Genomic DNA, 17,240 nt, shown 5'->3' with positions numbered 1-17,240 from the left:
GGGAGGGCGATGACGATGGCGAGCATCGCGTGGATCGGACTGGGGCACATGGGCGCCCCGATGGCGGCGCGGCTCGTGGCCGCGGGCCATGAGGTGCACGGGGTCGACCCCGTGCCCGAGGCGCGCGCTGCGGCGGCGGCGCGCGGCATCCGCGTGGCCGGATCGATCGCCGAGGCGGTCGACGGCGCCGACGCCGTCTTCACGAGCCTGCCGCGCAGCGAGCACGTGCGCGAGGTCTACGGCGGCGACGGCGGCGTCTGGGCGACGGCCCCGACGAGCGCGCTGCTGCTCGACACCTCGACGGTGGATGTCACGACCTCGGCGTTCTGCCACGAGGCCTCGGCCGCACGCGGCTTCGGCTTCGTCGACTCGCCGGTCTCCGGGGGCATCGCCGGCGCCGAGGCGGGCACGCTCACGTTCATGCTCGGCGGCGGCGCCGACGAGGTGGCGCGCGCCCAGGCGCTCGTCGAGCCGATGGCGGGGCACGTGTTCGACCTCGGCGGACCCACGCTCGGCATCGCCGCGAAGCTCGCCAACAACCTCATGCTGTTCGTGTCGCTGCTCGGCGTCTCAGAGGGGGCCGCGCTCGCCGGGTCGCTCGGGCTCGACCCGAAGAAGTTCTTCGAGGTGGCCTCCGTCTCGTCGGGGGAGTCGTGGCCGCTGCGCACCTGGTACCCCGCGCCGGGGGTCGTCGCGACGAGCCCGGCCGACCGCAACTTCGACGCGACGTTCGCGACGACGCTCGCCCAGAAAGACCTCGCGTTCGCCGTCGACGCGGGCACCGCCGCCGAGCTTCCGATGCCGGCGGCTCGTATCGCGCTCGAGCAGTTCGACCGGCTCATCGACGAGGGCTACGGCGGAAAGGACTGCAGCCTCATCGCGAAGTTCGCCACGGCCGACGGGGGCGTTCCCGGGTTCGACGCGACCTCGGGGTGAGCGCGCTCAGCCGTGCTGCACGGCCGCGATCACCTCGGTGAGCCGGTCGCGCAGGGCGCCGAGCTCGGCGAGGTCCATGCCGAGGCGATCGACGACCTGCGGCGGGATCGACAGCGCCTGTTCGCGGAGCGCCCGGCCCGTCTCGGTGAGGGCGACGTCGAGGGCGCGCTCGTCGCGCGCGTTGCGCTCGCGCGTGAGGTAGCCCTGCGCCTCGAGGCGCTTGAGCAGCGGCGAGAGGGTCGCCGGCTCGAGCTGCAGCGCCTCGCCGAGGTCGCGCACGGTGCGCGGGCTGCGCTGCCAGAGCGCGAGCATGACGAGGTACTGCGGGTGGGTGAGCCCGAGGGGCTCGAGGATCGGCCGGTAGATGCCGATCACGCCGCGAGCGGCGACCGCCAGTGCGAAGCAGACCTGGTTCTCGAGGGCGAGCAGGTCGACGGCGCCGTCGTCGACGGGCGGGGCGGATGCCTCGGGGCCCGCGGGTGCTGCGGGAGCTGCGTGCGCGGTCATGGGGCTCCAGTCGGCGTGTCGGCTATCGTTAGTGCCCTAACGATTATGCCACGCAGCAGGCCGGGCGTCGAGGATTCGACCGACCCCCGGTCAGGACGCCAGGCGGCGGCGAGCCGCCTGCCGCAGGCGAACGACGAGGAACGTGCCGACGGCCGCCACCGCCACGACGATCACGAGCAGCTGGAACGCGTCGGCGTACTGCTCGACCACGTGCCAGTTCTCGCCGAGCAGGAACCCGGCGAGGACGAAGATCGTGTTCCAGATCGCGCTGCCCGCGGTCGTGAGGAGGGTGAAGCGCAGCAGCGGCATCCGCTCGATGCCCGCGGGGATGGAGATGAGACTGCGGAAGAGCGGGATCATGCGTCCGAAGAACACGGCCTTGCTGCCGTGCCGCTCGAACCAGGCCTCGGCCCGGTCGACGTCCGACACCTTCACGAGCGGCATGCGGTCGACGATGCGCAGCAGTCGGTCGCGCCCGAGCCAGGCGCCGAGCCCGTAGAGCGCGAGCGCGCCGACCACCGAGCCGAGCGTCGTCCAGAGCAGCACCTCGACCAGGCCGAAACTGCCGCGGCTCGCCGTGAACCCGGCCATCGGCAGGATGAGCTCGCTCGGCAGCGGCGGGAACAGGTTCTCGGCCGCGATCGCGAGACCGGCCCCGGGGGCGCCGAGCCATTCCATGAGCGAGACCGCCCACTGCGCGACGGCATTCAGGTTCTCGGTCTCGGCTTGCACGCATTCGACGCTACGAGAGCGCGGCTGGGAACTCCGTGCGGACGCCGTGCCGGGGGCGGGGCGCCGCCGTTCACTCCGATGACGGGCGAGCCAGTCGGCGACTCACCCAGCGCGCGTACTGCGCCCACGGGTCGTCGACCCCGGCCGAGAGCTCCGCGATGTGCTCGAGCAGCGCCTCGTGCACTTCGAACCACTCGGTGCCCGCGCCGCGGAAGGCGGCGAACTGCTCGTGCCGGGCGCGTTCGAGCAGACGCCCACCCTGTTCGAACGCGAGCACCTCCTCGTGCGGCAGGCTCGCGACGCGGCGCCGTGGGTTCGCCGAGGTGCCGATCTTCACCTGGTCGCGGTAGCGCAGGTAGTAGACGACCTCGACGGGATCGTCGTCGAGCGTGCGGTCGGGCAGCTCGCCGTAGCGCCACTCGCACGCGGCGCAGATCCAGCCGCTCGGGTAGCGCACGCCGACCCGCGAACCGCACGCCTGGCAGGGGCCGGGCAGCAGGTCGGTCGCGCCGACCTCGCGTTCGACCCAGTCGTGGGCGACGAGCAGGTGCCCGGCGCAGAGCCGCATGGGCGCGCCAGGCTGCGCCGGATTCGGGCAGGCGCGGCCGTCGTCGTCGACGAGCCCGCAGCGCCCGTCGCCCACCCCGGCGTCCGCCCCGCTGCTTCGTCCGCCATCCGTCGTGCCCGCCATTCCGGCAGGCTACGCCCGACCGGCGACACCTGCGACGGTCGGCCCGGGCGTCGCGTCGGCCGCCCGCGATAGGCTCGTTCTCCGACGTCGATCGGCGTCGGACATCGACGTTCACGGGGTGTGGCCATGCCGTTCTGGCGCAGGAAGCGGGCGAAGCGGTTCAAGCCGTTCGACCGCAGCGCCCTGCCCGAAGTCACCCCGCCGACCTTCGACGAGATGCTCGCCGAAGGCCTGCTCGTCGCCGAGGCCGCCGGCCGCATGGCCCTCCGCAACCGGTTCGTCATGCACGCACTGCGCGGCGACGAACCGTTCGACAACGAGCGCGCCGCCGCCGCCGCGCGCGAGGTGCTCTACGAGCTCGTGCAGGAGGCCGACGAGGTCGCCGAGCGCACCGCCGAAGACCGCGCGGCCGCCGCACGCCGCGAGGGTCGCGCATCGAACGAGCACGACTACCGGCGGGCGGATGCCGCGAACCTCCGTCGGCGCGAGCAGGTCTACGCCGCGGTGGCGAAGGAGCTGTGGACCCGGCGCAGCGACCCCGAGTACCTCGCCGCCCTGGCCGAGCGGGCCCGCTCGGAGGCGTGGGACGACGTCGCAGGGGCGATCGACGCCCGCCTCGCCCGCGAGTGGGGCGGCGGCTGGCCCGAGATCGAGGTCGACGAGGAGTACGAGGCCGAGCGCGAGACACGGCTGGCCGGCCTGCTGCTCGACCTCGACGACGAGCTGCGCGCGGCCGAGCGGGAGCGTGAGCGGCGCGCTGAGGAGAACGACCCGTTCCGGGGGTTCGTGGGCTGAGCCGCATGGCGGGTGGCGAGGCATCCTGCACCGCGAAACCGCTCGCCTCCCGACGCGCTCGGGGCTGCCATGATGGCTTCATCGACGACCGGGGGGCCGTATGACGAGCGTGGGGTTCAGCGAGCCGGGGCGCATCCGCCCGCTCACCGACCGCGACCGCTTCGGGCGCGTGATCGAGCGGCCCGACGGCGCCGATTTCCCCTTCTACGACGGCGTGCCGATCGAGCTCGCGGTCTGGCGCTGGGTGGTCGTCTGGGCCGCGTGCATCGCCGGATACCTCGTGCTGACCTTCTTCCCCCAGCCCGGCAACCTCGTCGCGATCGTGCCGCGCACGCTCTTCGTGGCGATTCCGCTCGCCGCGCTCGCACTCGTCGGCGGCCGCCACTGGACGGCGCTGTTCCGGCGAGTGGGCCGGCGCGATCTGCTCGCGATGGCCTACTTCGCCCTGCTGAACATCGTCATCACGTTCACGGTCGGCGCGATCGTCTCGATGCTCTTCCCGGTGCACCCGAACACGACCATCGCGGCCGCCGGCGAGGCCGGGAGCCTCGATGTCGTCGCCCTCTACGTCGGCAGCGGCATCCAGCTCGTCGGCGAGGAGGTGTTCACCCTGCTGCCCTTCCTCGCGGTGCTGCACCTGCTCTTCGCGAAGGCCCGTCTCTCGCGCAAGGCGGCGGTGCTGCTGGCGTGGGTCGCCTCCGCGCTGTGGTTCGGGGCGGCCCACCTGCCGACCTACGACTGGAACGTCGCCCAGGCCTTCCTCGTCATCGGCTCGGCGCGCATCGCCTTCACGCTGGCGTTCATCCGCACGAAGAACCTGTGGGTCGCGGCCGGGGCGCACATCCTCAACGACTGGGTGCTCCTCACGGTGGCGGTGGCCGGGCTCGCCGGGGCATCCGCGCTAACGTGATCCGCATGTCTGCGCGCGCGATGGAGTGGAACGACGGCCGATGGACACGCGAGCCCGAATCGGTGCGGTCCGACGGCGACGCCCTCGTCGTCACCGCCGTCGAGGGCAGCGACTACTGGCGCACCTCCCACTACGGCTTCGTGCACGACGACGGGCACGGGCTGCTCGCCGACTGGCCGGCCGGCAGCGCCGTCGAGGTGAGCTTCGACAGCTCGACCCTCACCGGGCTCTACGACCAGGCCGGCATCCTCCTCTTCGCGGGCGAGGAGCGGTGGGTGAAGGCCGGACTCGAGGTCTCCGACGGGGTGCTGCACCTCGGCGCGGTCGTCACGAACGGCGTCAGCGACTGGTCGATGGCGCCGGTGCCCGAATGGGCCGGCGAGATCGTCACCGTCCGCGCGAGCCGGGGCGGCGTGGCCGGCGACGCGATCACCGTGCGGGCCCGCACTGCGACGAGCGGGTGGCGCACGCTTCGTGTGGCCCCGTTCACCGCCGGAGCGGCGCAGGCCGGGCCGATGATCTGCGCGCCGTTGCGAGCCGACCTCGCGGTGCGATTCACCCGATGGGCGCTCACCGACGGCGACGTCGACCTGCACGAGGACCCGCCTCTCGGCTGAGGTGCCGGGGAGCACCCCACCGGGCCGGACGACGGCTCAGGCGGAATCGAACAGCGACCCGATCTCGGGAATCCTCTCCGTGTAGGTGTCGAGAAGGGAGCGGGCGACGCCGACGGAGTCGACCAAGGGATGCGCCGCGAATCCGCGCCACGCGAGCTCGCGCGAACGTTCGTTCACCGCACCGATGACGAGTCGTTCGGCCGACTTCACCTGCGTCATCAGCCCGAGCATCTCGCCGTCGACGGGAGCGACCGGCCACGGGTGCACTCCCTCCGCATCGACGACGCACCCCACCTCGACGACCGCGTCATCGGGCAGCTGGGGCACGAGGGCGTTGTTGCGGACGTTCAGGATCATCGTCGCCGAGCGTCCGCTCGCGAGCGCCGCCATCAGGTCGAGCGCGACCTGGTGGTAGCCGCCGCCGTCGACGTCGGACTCGCGCCGCTCCTCTTCCGCACCACGGCTCTCCGCCATGTAGCTCGCCTCGCGCTCGTGGCGGGCACGCAGCCACGTCGCGAGGGGGTCGTCACCGGGTGCGCCGTAGAACGCGGACTGCTGCCGGTCGAGGAACTCGCCGCGCGTCGACGCGGCCCCTCGGATGCTGGCCGTCGCCTCGCGCGTGAAGTAGTAGTAGTACAGGTACTCATTGGGCAGAGCCCCGATGGCCCGGACCCAATCGAAGCCCATCAGCCGGGCCTCTTCGATGGTGGCGAGCTTGGAGTCGGACTCGAGCAGGCCCGGGAGGAGATCTTCGCCTTCCGCGCTGATCGAACGCAGCCAGCCGAGATGGTTGAGGCCGACGTAGTCGAATGTGATGCGGTCGGCCGAGCTGCCGGTCGCCGCGGCCGCACGGCGCATGAGCCCGATTGGGGTGTCGCAGATGCCGACGACCCGGTCGCCGAGCACGCGCTGCATCGCCTCGGTGACGATGCCCGCCGGATTCGTGAAGTTGATGACCCAGGCTTCGGGGGCGACCCTGCGGATCGTCTCGGCGAGATGGGTCATGAACGGCACGGTGCGCAGGGCATAGGCGAGGCCGCCGGGGCCGACCGTCTCCTGCCCGAGGACGCCCAGATCGAGCGCGGTGCGCTCATCCAGGATGCGGCCGCGGGTGCCACCGATACGTACGGCGCTGAAGATGAAGTCGGCGCCGCGCAGTGCCTCCTCGAGGTCGGTCGTCGTCGTGATGGTCGGCACGTGGCGGCGCTCCCGTGCGAGCCGGGCCAGGATCGCCCCGATCGTCTCGAGTCTTGTCGCGCTCACGTCGTACAGTGCGAGCTCGTCGATGCGCACGGGCGCGTCGTCGGCGGCGACCGCCTCGAAGACCTGGGGCACGCGGAAGCCGCCGCCGCCGATGATGGTGAGCTTCACGCCGTCATCACCTCGACTCCCTGCTCGCGGAGCAAGTCGAGGGTCGCGGCATCCGCATCGTCGTTCGTGATGACCGTCGAGATCTGCTCGGGGCCGCACACGCTCAGCACCCCGACGCCGGGGAACTTCGAGGCGTCGGCCAGCACGACCGTGCGCTGGGAGGACTCGATCATGGCCCGCTTCACGGGAACCTCCATGCCGGTCGTGTCGCTGATGGTTCCGTCGGCGCGGATGCCGCTCGTGCCGAGGAAGCACGTCGTCGCGCGGATCTGGGCGAGCGCCTGTTCAGTGAGCGTGCCGATCATCGAGTTGTAGTTCTTGCGCACCGCGCCACCGAGCACGATGAGTTCGACGACGTCGTCGTCGCGCAGTTCGTCGATGACCGCGAGGCTCGCGGTGATGACCGTGATGCGTCGACCGCGGAGCTGAGCGGCGAGCAGGGCTGTCGTCGTCCCGATGTCGATGATGACGACGTCGCCCTCGGACACGAGCTCGGCGGCGCGCTCGGCGACCCTCGACTTCTCGGGTGCGTGCTGGCGCTCGACGTCGGTGAACGGGATCTGGTCGGGCTCGATGCTGCCTCCGCCGCGGACCCGCCGCAGCAGCCCCTCCGCGCTCAGCGCGTTGAGGTCGCGACGGATCGTCGAGAGCGAGACGCCGAACTGCTCGGCGAGCTCTTCGACGGTGACTTCGCCGTCGGTGCGCAGGGAGTTCAGGATGTGCGCCTGTCGCGTTGCTGTGAGCATGAGCCCGATGCTAGCAGTCAACTTCGAGCATGAATCGATGATTTCGAGCATGAATTGACGCACAACCGTCCATTCGAGAGTATGTTCAGTCAAAGCCGATCTGACGATCGCGCACGTGAATCGCAATCGAGGAGGATGCGTGGCAGCACGGGAAGCCGACGGCACCGTCGACGTGCTCCTCACCGGGCCCGTCTTCTTCGACCTGGTGTTCACCGGCGTGGGTATGGCTCCACGACCGGGTATCGAGGTGTATGCCGAGGGGCTCGCCTCCAGCCCCGGCGGCGTCGCGAACCTCGCCGTCGCGACCGCCCGCCTCGGCCTCAGGACCTCGCTCGCCGCGGCGCTCGGCGACGACGTCTACGGCCGATGGTGCTGGGAGTTCCTCGCCGACCGCGAGGGCATCGACCTCGTCCGTTCCCGCCTCGTGCCCGGATGGCCCACCCCCGTCACCGTCTCGATCGCGTCCGGAAGTGACCGCAGCATGGTCACCCGTGAGGCCCCGGCGCCGTACACCGCCGCCGAACTCGTCGGAGGTGCGGCCGCGCGGGCGACGTTCGTCGACCTCGGCGCATCGCGCGGCCGCGATGCCGACGACTGGTGGCGCACCGCCGCCCGTGGCGGCACCAAGATCTTCGCGGACCTCGGCTGGGACCCGAGCGAGCGGTGGGATCCTTCCGACCTCCGCCCGCTCTCGGACTGCTACGCCTTCACCCCTAACGAGGTCGAGGCGATGGCCTACACGCGCACCGACTCGGCCCTCGCGGCGGCCCGGGCGCTCGCCGACCTCGTTCCGCTCGTGGTCGTCACGCGAGGGGAGGCCGGCGCCGTGGCGATCGACTCGATCCGCGGCGAGGAGGTCGTGCTTCCTGCAGTACCCGCGGTCGGTCGGGACGCCACCGGTGCCGGGGACGTGTTCGGCGCGGCCCTCCTGGTCGGAACCCTCCACGATCAGCCGCTCGTCGAGCGCCTGTCGTTCGCAGCGCTCTGCGCGGCGCTCGCCGTCGAGCACGCGGGCGGTGCCGTCGGTGCACCGGGCTGGGGCGACGTCGCCGACTGGTGGGCTCGCGTGCGGAGCGGGGACGATCGCGAACTCGCGTCGCGATTCGCCTTCCTGGACGACGCCGTCCCCGAGGCATCCGGGCGCCGCAGAGCGGAGCTCGCCTTCCCCTTCGCCGACTACGGCTCCACAGCGGCCCGGCGATCGAATCCCGAGAAGAGAGGTACATCATGAGACGGAAGACCCGACTGACCGCGGTGGCGCTGAGCGGCGCCGCTCTCGTCGTCGCGCTCACGAGCTGCGCCCCCGGCACCGGTGCCGACACCGGCAGCACCGCCGACACGGGCGACATCAGCACCGACATCTCGGGCGTGGGCGACGTCACGCTCACCGTGTGGGACCAGGAGGTGCGCGGCGGCCAGAACGAGCAGATGGAGCAGCTCAACGAGGCCTTCATGGAGAAGTATCCGAATGTCACGATCGACCGGAACTCGCAGTCCTTCGACGACCTCGCGACCACCCTGCGGCTCGCCCTCACCGACGAGGACGCGCCCGACGTCGTGCAGGCGAACAACGGCCGCAACACGATGGGGCAGTTCGTCGCCGCCGACCAGTTGCGCCCGCTCGACGACTACGCCGAGGCGTACGGCTGGTTCGACCGCTACTCGCCGTCGGTGCTGCAGTACTCGACCTACAGCGACGACGCGAAGGTGTTCGGCGACGGCAGCCTCTACGGACTCCCGCAGGTCGGCGAGGTCGTCGGCGTCTTCTACTCCAAGTCCAAGCTCGAGGAGCTCGGCCTCGAGGTGCCTGCCGACTGGACCGAGTTCGACGCCGCGCTGAAGACGGCCAAGGCCGCGGGGGAGACCCCGATGCTGCTCGGCAACATCGAGAAGTGGCCCGCGCTGCACGTGTTCGGCCCGGTGCAGGGCGACGACGTCGACGCCGACGTCATCACCGACCTGGGCCTCGGCAACGCCGGCCAGAGCTGGACGACGCCCGAGAACGTCGCGGCCGCGACGACCCTGCAGGACTGGGTGAACGCCGGCTACTTCAACGACGGCGTCAATGGCACCGACTACGACGCGGCCTGGCAGTCGCTCGCGGCCGGCGACGGCGTGTTCCTCATCGGCGGGTCGTGGCTCGCGGCCGATCTCGCCGACGCGATGGGCGACGACGTCGGGTTCTTCATCCCGAACACGGGGGACGGAGCGCCCGCGACCACCGGTGGAACCGGCCTGCCCTTCACGATCACGTCGGCGGCCGACAACACCGATGTCGCGGCCGCGTACATCGACTTCATCACGAGCGACGAGGCGATGGACGTGCTCGCCGAGACCGGCAACCTGCCCGTCAACCGCACGGCCGAGCTCGCTCCGAGCGAGGGCGTGATGGCCGACGTGTTCACGGTGTTCGGCGAGGTGACCGGCAACGGCAGCCTGCTGCCCTACCTCGACTACGCGACGCCGACTTTCGGCGACACGATGGGGCAGGCGCTACAGGACCTGCTCGCCGGTCAGGCGACGCCCGAGCAGTTCACCGAGACCCTCGAGGCCGACTACTCGGAGTTCGTCGCGAGCAATGAGTGACGGCACGACCACGATCGGGCGGAGCGCCTCTCGGCGTTCCGCCCGATCGGCGTGGGTTCCCTGGGCGTACCTCGCCCCCGCCATCCTGCTCTACGGCGCGTTCCTGCTCTTCCCGCTGGGCCGCGCCGCGCAGTTCTCGCTCTTCGCGTGGGACGGGCTCGGAGCCTCGACGTTCGTCGGCCTCGACAACTACGTCGAGATCCTCGACGACCCGCGGCTGCGCGAGGCCTTCTGGCATGCGCTCGTGCTCGTCTTCTTCTACGCGGTGCTGCCGCTCGGCATCGGCCTGCTGCTCGCGAGCCTGCTCACCCGTGCCCAGGTCCGCGGGCTCGGGTTCTTCCGCAGCGTGATCTTCCTGCCGCAGGTCATCGCGATGGTCGTCGTCGCCGTCACCTGGCGCCAGATCTACGCCCCCGACGGGCCGCTCAACGGGTTCCTCCGCATGATCGGCCTCGGGGCGCTCGCGCGGCCCTGGCTCGGCGACTACACGTTCACGCTTCCTGCGGTCGGCCTCATCGGCACGTGGGTGTGCACGGGGCTCGTGACCGTGCTGCTCATGGCCGGCATGAGCCGAGTGCCGCGAGAGCTCTACGAGGCCGCGCGCCTCGACGGCTCGGGCCCCGTGCGCGAGTTCTTCGCGATCACGCTGCCGATGGTGCGCGGCGAGATCACCGTCGCGTTGACGCTCACCATCGTCGCCGCGCTCAAGACTTTCGACCTCGTCTACGTCACGACGAGCGGCGGCCCGGGCACCTCGACCACGGTGCCGAGCTTCGAGATCTACCGCCGGGCGTTCCAGCTCGGCGAGGTCGGGGTGGCGACCGCCGTCGGCGTCGTGCTCACCCTCATCGTCTTCGCCATCAACGCCGTCGTGAACATGATCGGAGACCGCGAGTGAAGGTGTCTCCGATCGAACGGGGCGCGAACTACGTCGTGCTCGTCGCGTTCGCGCTCATCGTGCTCGGCCCGATCGCGGTCATCGTGTCGCTCGCATTCGGCCCGCAGAGTGCCTCGGCGGCCCGCGAGGGCGGCTTGTTCCACCCCGAGAACTTCCCCGAGGCGTGGGAGATCGGCCGCTTCGGCCAGTACATGGTGACCTCGCTCGTCGTCGCGCTGATCGTCGTCGTCGTGTCGGTGCTCGCCTCGATCCTCGCCGGGTACGCGCTCGGCACGATGAGGTTCCGCGGCGCGACGGTCATGTTCTACGTGTTCCTGCTCGGCATCATGGTGCCGACCGAGGCGTTCATCGTGCCGCTCTACTTCGACCTGCGCACGGTCGGGCTCACGAACACCGTCTGGGGCGTCGCCGCACCGCAGATCGCGATGTCGATCGCCTTCGGCACGTACTGGATGCGCACGTACTTCCGCACCTCGAGCCGTGCACTCATCGACGCCGCCCGCCTCGACGGGGCCGGGTCGATGCGTATCCTCTGGCAGGTGCTCGTGCCGATCGGCCGCCCCGCGATCCTCACGCTGGTGCTCCTCACCTTCATGTGGACGTGGAACGAGTTCCTCATTCCGCTCGTGATGTCGCCCAACGGCTCGGTGCGCACCGCGCCGCTCGGGCTCGCGTTCTTCCAGGGGCAGTACACGCAGGGCACGGCGCTGCTCGCCGCCGGTGCGGTCATGGTGGCGCTGCCGATCGTGCTGCTCTACGTCTTCCTGCAGCGGCACTTCATCAAGGGCATGATCGAGGGCGCCGTGCGCGAGTGAGTCGCGCGCGCCCCAAGGGCGTGAAACGGGGTGCGCGCGTCGCGCGGCGTGCGCCCCGCTTCAGCACGCCCTCTGCGCGCACAAGCGCGCAGGCATTAATGCGCGAAACTGCGTGAAACTGCTTGATTGTTCGATCGACTCTGCTCTAGCTTGAGGGGAATGATCGGACGGCAGTCCGTCGTCCGAGTGTCCAACGGAGGACCTCATGAAACGACCTCACGTCATACTGCTGACCTCGCTGGTCGCGGCAGCCGTGCTCATGGCGCCCGGCACCGCACTTGCCGCAACGACCGGAGCCGCGACGACGGGCGCCGCGTCGGCGGGGCCGGCCGACGCCGCCACCAAGCTGGAGGTCGGCGACCCCGCGGTCGCCGTCGACACCGATCGCGGCAAGATCGACGTCATGGGCATCTGGGCCCACCCCGACGATGACGCGGGATTCACCACGCCCTGCGGCGTCTGGAATGACCTGTACGGCGTGCGCTGCGGCATCATCATGGCCACGCGCGGTGAGGGCGGCTCGAACTCCGTCGGCCCCGAGGCCGGGCCCGACCTCGGTGTCCGCCGCGAGAACGAGGACCGCACCTCGCACATCCGCTCGGGCACGGTCGACATCTTCAACCTCGACCGCGTCGACTTCTACTACAACACCTCGGCGGCGCTGACCGCACAGGTGTGGGACGCCGAGGAGACGCTGCGGCGCACGGTGCGCATCATCCGCGAGACGCAACCCGAGATCCTCGTCGGCTCGACGCCGTCGCTCGCGGCCGGGCACGGAAACCACCAGTACGCGCAGGGCCGCATGATCTGGGAGGCCGCGGCGGCCGCCGCCGATCCCGCGATGTTCCCCGAGCAGCTCGAGGGCACGGGCGCGGTCGACCCTTGGCAGGTGAAGAAGATCCTCGCCGGCGGCCTGACGACCGGCTCGGGCGGCACCGCGGCACCGAACTGCAACACGGGCTTCGCTCCGGCCGCGACGAACCCGTTCACGGTCGTCGGCACCTGGACCGGCTACGACTCGCCGTACGCCTGGGCAGAGGGCAACGTGCAGGGCCAGCAGGCGGGCAGCGCCAAGACGTGGGCGCAGGTGGGCCGGGAGGGCGGCCGCGCGCACCCGACGCAGGCGCGAGTGATGGAGAAGGGCCTCGTCACCCCGAGCTGCCAGCGCTACGGCGTCTCGCAGTCGATCGTGCCGATGCAGCCGAACGGCTCACCGGCCTCCGCGAACGACGATGCGGTGCTCTACGGCGCCGTCGTCGCCGATCCGGGCGGCATGCCGCTGGGGTCGGAGTTCTCGCTCGCGGTCGACGAGTACTACCAGGCTCCGGGCGAGCCGTTCGAGGTCACCGTCTCGGCGCGCTCCGGCGAGGGCTCGCTCGGCGGCGGCACGGTGAGCCTCGCGGTGCCGGCCGGGTGGCAGGTCTCCGAGCCGGTCGAGCTCGACGGCGTCGGCGACGAGGATGCCGCGGAGGCGACGTTCACCGTTACCCCGGCGGCGGACGCCGCCGTGGGCGTCTCCAAGCTCGCGGCCTCCCTCGACGGCGAGGTCACGGCGTACAACGACACGCGCATCGCGCTCGTCGCGCCCGTCGAGGGCCGCTTCGAGCGTTGGGGCAACATGGCCGAGTACGAGCAGTGGACCCGCGATCACGACGCCTACGTGGGCGGCCGCTCGAATGCCGTGGCGCAGATCGGCGCGGGCGAGACCATGACCGTGCCGGTCGAGGTGACCAACCGCACCGCCGCGAGCGAGTCGGGCGAGGTCGCGCTGACCGTGCCCGCCGGCTTCGTGGTCGATGCGGCGTCGAAGCCGTTCGACGGCCTCGCCCCGGGCGACACGACGACCGTCGAGTTCGTCGTCACGCACACCGACCCGACCGACCCGGGCAGCCGCACGGTGACCTTCACCGCGACGACCACTTCGGGCGCGGGAGCGTCGAGCGAGAACGAGACGGTCTACCTCGTGCCGACGGTCGTGATCCCCGAACTCGCCTCGGCCCCCGCGATCGACGGTGCGGCCGACGCCCTCTACACCGGTGACGCGGTCGACGTCGGCACCCGCTGGGAGGGCGCAGCATGCGCCGCCGAGGGCGTCGACTGCGGCGACGGGAGCCTGGCGAAGCTCGGCTGGTTCGATGACGCGCTGTACGCGCAGATCCGCGTGACCGACGACGTCGCGAGCGCGGCGGCGACGCCCGACCGCTGCTTCGGCCACTGGCTCGTCGACTCGGTCGAGCTGCTGCTCGATCCGCGCGGCGACTCGGTCGATACCTCGTCGACGTTCAAGCTCGGCATGTTCCCGTTCACCGATGACGCCGAGGGAACGAACGGCAACGGCGAGAACGGCCCGTGCTGGTCGCGCGACGCCGACAATCACCAGGGCTTCTCGACGGGTCCGCTCGCCGAGACCGTCGAGGGCGGGCTCAACGCCGTCGGCGTCGAGGTGGCGGTCGACGTGGCCCGCGCGGACGATGGCTCGTATGCCGGCGGCGGCTACGCCCTCGAGGTGAAGGTGCCGCTCGCAGCGCTGCCGGCCGCGGCCGGCCCGACGAGCGCCGTCCCGTCGGGCGACGCCGCGTCGAACGAGGTCGACCCGACGTATCTCGGACTCAACGTCACCCCGTACGACTCCGACACGCAGGACTTCATCGGGCAGACCCGTACGGCGTGGTCGGCCTTCGGAAGCCAGCAGTCGGAGCCGTACCGCTGGGGACACGCGTACCTCGACGGGTACGCGCCTCCGGCCGACCGGTCGACCGAGCCCGCGGCGCCGATCATCCCCGACACCGCCCTGCAGGGCGTGCAGTCGCCGCAGACGGTCGCCCAGTCGGCCACCCGCGGTGGCACGATCTCGGGGGTGCAGCCGAGCGACGCGCTGAACGTCACGGACGTCAAGATCCAGCAGAAGCACGTGCGCATCTCGTACTCGGCGAAGGAAGCGGGCGCCGTGCGCGTGTTCCTCTGGAAAGGCGACACGACGTTCATCCCGGTCTGGGCGACGAGCTGCGCCGGCGATGCGTACGGCTTCGATGCGTGCTCGCCGACGGACGGCGCGGCCCCGCCGTGGGCGCCGGACATGAGCGGCCGCCTGCTGGGATCGTTCGAGCAGGCCGTCGACGCCGGCAAGGGCAGGGTGTCCCTCCCGCTCGACGCCGCAACGCGCGCCGCGCTCGCCGATGACGCCCGGATCCTCGTGTCGTACGCGGAGCAGGACGGCATCGAGTCGGGCACCGGGGACGGCGTGAACGCCTGGAGCTTCCCGATCGAGGCGACTCGACCGGGCAAGGGCTGAGCCGACGCCGCAACGAACACCCGGCCCTTCTCGCGGGGGCCGGGTGTTCGCACGTTCGGCGACGAATGTCACTCGACTTGTAAATATGTCAGAACCTAGTATCTTGAGTTCTCGGAAGACGCGCAGTGGCGTCCTCCAGGTCGAGAGGAAGCTCGGTTGATCCGAACAGCGAACGCCCCAGTCAGCTACGGCGTCTTCGAACTGTCCATCCCCGGTCTCGTGCCGCTGCCCGACGGTGATCAGCTCGCCGCCTGGGTCGCCGAGGCTGGGTACGAAGGCATCGATCTGGGCCCCGTCGGCCTGTTCGGCGACCGCGACGCCCTTCCCGAGCTCCTCGGGCGCCACGGCCTCGCTCTCGCGGGCGGTTGGGTCGACCTGCCCTTCTCCGCCGCCGACGACGAGTTCGACGCATCATTCGCCGGCCTCGCTCCCGTGCTCGAGCTGTTCGCCGCCGCGGCCGCCGCGGCACCGGCCGGCACGCTCGCACCGAAGCCCACGATCGCCGACTCCGGAGCCGCCGAGCGCAAGGCCCGCCCCGGAGGGGCGCCCGAGCTCGAGCTCGACGACGAGCGTTGGGCGCGCTTCGCCGCCCGCGTGCAGCGCGTGGCAGACGCCACTCGAGCCGCGGGCCTCGAACCCACCTTCCATCACCACGCCTGCACCTACGTCGAGACGCCGCGTGAGATCGACCGACTGCTCGCCGACACCGACATCGACCTGACCTTCGACACCGGCCACCTGCTCATCGGCGGCGGCGACCCGGTCGCCGACTTCGCGCGCTGGGCGGGCCGCATCAACCACGTGCACCTCAAGGACGCCGACCGCTCGGTGCTCGCCGCAGCCGAGGGCTCCGAAGACCCCATGCGCGACGTCTGGCAGCGGCGGATGTTCGTCGCCCTCGGCGAGGGCGACCTCGACGTCGACCGCATCGTCGACGAGATCGTCGACTCCGGCTACGACGGATGGCTGGTCGTCGAGCAGGACGTGATCCTGCAGGACGCGGCCGACGTCGACCGCGCCCGCACCGATCAGGCCGCCAACCGCGAGCGCCTCCGGCGGTGGTTCGCATGACCGGTTTCGACGCACCCGACCGCACGGGCGAGCAGGCGGCCGCGACGACCCACGGCCGCGTGAACCTCGCGGTCGTCGGCCTCGGCGCGATCAGCCAGAGCGTGCACCTGCCGCTCATTCGCCGCAACGCCGACCGCATCGCGCTCACCGCCGTCGTCGACCTCTCGCGCTCGCGCGCACAGGGCATGGCCGCCGCCTCGGGCACCGGCGTCGCTGCGTTCGACTCCATCGACGCACTCATCGCGGCCGTCGCCGCGGGCGAGGTCGCCGTCGACGGGGCGATCCTCGCGACCAGCGGTTCGCACGCCCCCGACGTGGCGAAGCTCGTCGGCGCCGGCATCCGCGTGCTCGCCGAGAAGCCGCTCGCGTTCTCACTCGCCGAGATCGAGGCGCTGCGCGGCGTCGCCGCCGAGCGCGGCGTCGACCTCGCCGACTGGGTGCGTGTCGGCTACATGAAGGAGCACGACCCGGCCTCGGCCGAGGCGAGGGCCCTGCTCCAGCGCGTCGAGCTGCGCGCGGTCACAGTCGAGGTGCTCCACCCCGCCGACGGGGCCCAGCTCGCCTTCGCGAACCTGCAGGCCCCGCCGGACGACGTGCCGGCCGACCTCATCGCCACGCTCACGGCGGCCACCGACGCCTCGGTCGAGACCGCGATCGGCGACGCGGCCGGCGACCTGCCGAAGCTCTACACGAACGTGGTGCTCGGCTCGATCGTGCACGACACCGGCCTGCTCCGGCACCTCGTCGGCGGCATCGGCACGGTCGACCGGGCTCGCCACACGGGTGGGTTCCCCGGCTCGCTGAGCCTCGGCGGCACCCTCGCCGAGCACGCCGACGTGCCGTGGTCGGTCGACTGGCACTTCATCCCGAAGTATCCCGAGTACCGCGAGACCGTGACCTTCCACCACGAGGAGGGCAGCATCTCGCTCGTCTTCGCGGTGCCGTACGTGCTCAACGTGCCGACCGTGCTCACCGTCGTCGAGAACGCCGACCGCCTCGGGGCGCGTCGCTCCGAGACCCGGTGGATGCAGGAGGAGGCGTTCGAGCACGAGCTCCGCGCCTTCGCGGCGCTCGTCGCCGGGCAGCCGGCGCCCGGCCCCTCCGTCGAGGCGGGCGCCGCCGACATCGTCGTGGGTCAGCGGATGCTCCGCGCCCTCGCCGAGGCACTCGGAACCCCGATCGACGCCGGCAGCGAGGCATCCGCCTCGTCCCGCTGAGCGCACGCGCTCGGGATGCACGCATCGAACCCGACAGCACCACCCGACCGCCGGTC

16 protein-coding genes are annotated in these 17,240 nt (G+C 71.4%); 11 read left to right on the top strand and 5 right to left on the bottom strand.

Annotation, left to right across the window (positions count from 1 at the left end; translation table 11 throughout):
* Positions 1 to 15: 15 nt before the first annotated feature.
* On the top strand, positions 16 to 936 hold the full coding sequence (locus ACFVAJ_RS07065) for an NAD(P)-dependent oxidoreductase (RefSeq protein ID WP_376942560.1): 921 nt from the start codon (positions 16 to 18) through the stop codon (positions 934 to 936).
* 6 nt (positions 937 to 942) lie between these two features.
* Here the strand turns inward: ACFVAJ_RS07065 and ACFVAJ_RS07060 are convergent, their stop codons facing one another.
* From ACFVAJ_RS07060 to ACFVAJ_RS07050, 3 genes are all read right to left on the bottom strand, one after another.
* Entirely contained in the window at positions 943 to 1,443 is a 501-nt protein-coding gene (locus ACFVAJ_RS07060; protein ID WP_376942558.1) for a MarR family winged helix-turn-helix transcriptional regulator, read from the bottom strand.
* Between the two features lie 90 nt (positions 1,444 to 1,533).
* Positions 1,534 to 2,121, bottom strand: coding sequence for a DedA family protein (locus ACFVAJ_RS07055; protein WP_376944587.1), 588 nt, complete (start codon positions 2,119 to 2,121; stop codon positions 1,534 to 1,536).
* A gap of 124 nt (positions 2,122 to 2,245) precedes the next feature.
* On the bottom strand, positions 2,246 to 2,866 hold the full coding sequence (locus tag ACFVAJ_RS07050) for a GIY-YIG nuclease family protein (RefSeq protein ID WP_376942556.1): 621 nt from the start codon (positions 2,864 to 2,866) through the stop codon (positions 2,246 to 2,248).
* Positions 2,867 to 2,992: 126 nt separating this feature from the next.
* Here ACFVAJ_RS07050 and ACFVAJ_RS07045 point away from each other — a divergent pair, with 126 nt between their 5' ends.
* The 3 genes from ACFVAJ_RS07045 to ACFVAJ_RS07035 all read left to right on the top strand — a co-directional run bounded on the left by ACFVAJ_RS07045 (position 2,993) and on the right by ACFVAJ_RS07035 (position 5,188).
* On the top strand, positions 2,993 to 3,661 hold the full coding sequence (locus ACFVAJ_RS07045; RefSeq protein WP_376942554.1) for a hypothetical protein: 669 nt from the start codon (positions 2,993 to 2,995) through the stop codon (positions 3,659 to 3,661).
* A gap of 100 nt (positions 3,662 to 3,761) precedes the next feature.
* A complete protein-coding gene (locus tag ACFVAJ_RS07040) occupies positions 3,762 to 4,571 on the top strand; it encodes a CPBP family intramembrane glutamic endopeptidase (RefSeq protein ID WP_376942552.1) in 810 nt (269 codons plus the stop codon).
* 5 nt (positions 4,572 to 4,576) lie between these two features.
* Positions 4,577 to 5,188 carry a DUF1349 domain-containing protein gene (locus tag ACFVAJ_RS07035; protein ID WP_376942550.1) on the top strand — a complete coding sequence of 204 codons (612 nt, stop codon included), beginning with the start codon at positions 4,577 to 4,579 and terminating at the stop codon, positions 5,186 to 5,188.
* A 36-nt stretch (positions 5,189 to 5,224) separates the two neighbouring features.
* Here ACFVAJ_RS07035 and ACFVAJ_RS07030 read toward each other — a convergent pair whose 3' ends face one another.
* Positions 5,225 to 6,559, bottom strand: a complete 1,335-nt coding sequence (locus ACFVAJ_RS07030) for a 6-phospho-beta-glucosidase (RefSeq protein ID WP_376942548.1) — start codon at positions 6,557 to 6,559, stop codon at positions 5,225 to 5,227.
* On the bottom strand, positions 6,556 to 7,305 hold the full coding sequence (locus tag ACFVAJ_RS07025; protein WP_376942546.1) for a DeoR/GlpR family DNA-binding transcription regulator: 750 nt from the start codon (positions 7,303 to 7,305) through the stop codon (positions 6,556 to 6,558). The genes ACFVAJ_RS07030 and ACFVAJ_RS07025 overlap by 4 nt, the downstream gene beginning before the upstream one ends.
* Before the next feature lie 139 nt (positions 7,306 to 7,444).
* On the opposite strand from ACFVAJ_RS07025, the gene ACFVAJ_RS07020 reads away from it, so the two are divergent.
* From ACFVAJ_RS07020 to ACFVAJ_RS06990, 7 genes are all read left to right on the top strand, one after another.
* A complete protein-coding gene (locus ACFVAJ_RS07020) occupies positions 7,445 to 8,536 on the top strand; it encodes a carbohydrate kinase family protein (RefSeq protein ID WP_376942544.1) in 1,092 nt (363 codons plus the stop codon).
* Positions 8,533 to 9,891, top strand: a complete 1,359-nt coding sequence (locus ACFVAJ_RS07015; protein ID WP_376942542.1) for an ABC transporter substrate-binding protein — start codon at positions 8,533 to 8,535, stop codon at positions 9,889 to 9,891. Before ACFVAJ_RS07020 ends, ACFVAJ_RS07015 begins: the two co-directional genes overlap by 4 nt.
* The gene (locus tag ACFVAJ_RS07010) at positions 9,884 to 10,789 is read left to right on the top strand and encodes a carbohydrate ABC transporter permease (RefSeq protein ID WP_376942540.1); all 906 of its coding nucleotides are present in this window, start codon (positions 9,884 to 9,886) and stop codon (positions 10,787 to 10,789) included. The genes ACFVAJ_RS07015 and ACFVAJ_RS07010 overlap by 8 nt, the downstream gene beginning before the upstream one ends.
* Positions 10,786 to 11,604 (top strand): carbohydrate ABC transporter permease, encoded by an 819-nt coding sequence (locus ACFVAJ_RS07005; protein WP_376942538.1) that lies wholly within the window; start codon positions 10,786 to 10,788, stop codon positions 11,602 to 11,604. The genes ACFVAJ_RS07010 and ACFVAJ_RS07005 overlap by 4 nt, the downstream gene beginning before the upstream one ends.
* A 205-nt stretch (positions 11,605 to 11,809) precedes the next feature.
* Positions 11,810 to 14,896, top strand: a complete 3,087-nt coding sequence (locus tag ACFVAJ_RS07000; protein WP_376942536.1) for an NEW3 domain-containing protein — start codon at positions 11,810 to 11,812, stop codon at positions 14,894 to 14,896.
* Positions 14,897 to 15,052: 156 nt separating this feature from the next.
* Entirely contained in the window at positions 15,053 to 15,967 is a 915-nt protein-coding gene (locus ACFVAJ_RS06995) for a TIM barrel protein (protein ID WP_376942534.1), read from the top strand.
* Positions 15,964 to 17,184, top strand: a complete 1,221-nt coding sequence (locus tag ACFVAJ_RS06990; RefSeq protein WP_376942532.1) for a Gfo/Idh/MocA family protein — start codon at positions 15,964 to 15,966, stop codon at positions 17,182 to 17,184. Before ACFVAJ_RS06995 ends, ACFVAJ_RS06990 begins: the two co-directional genes overlap by 4 nt.
* Positions 17,185 to 17,240: the final 56 nt, after the last annotated feature.

Origin of the sequence: Agromyces sp. NPDC057679, from assembly GCF_042799635.1 — a bacterium.
Taxonomy (GTDB): Bacteria; Actinomycetota; Actinomycetes; order Actinomycetales; family Microbacteriaceae; genus Agromyces.
This window is presented reverse-complemented; position numbering and strand designations above follow the sequence as displayed.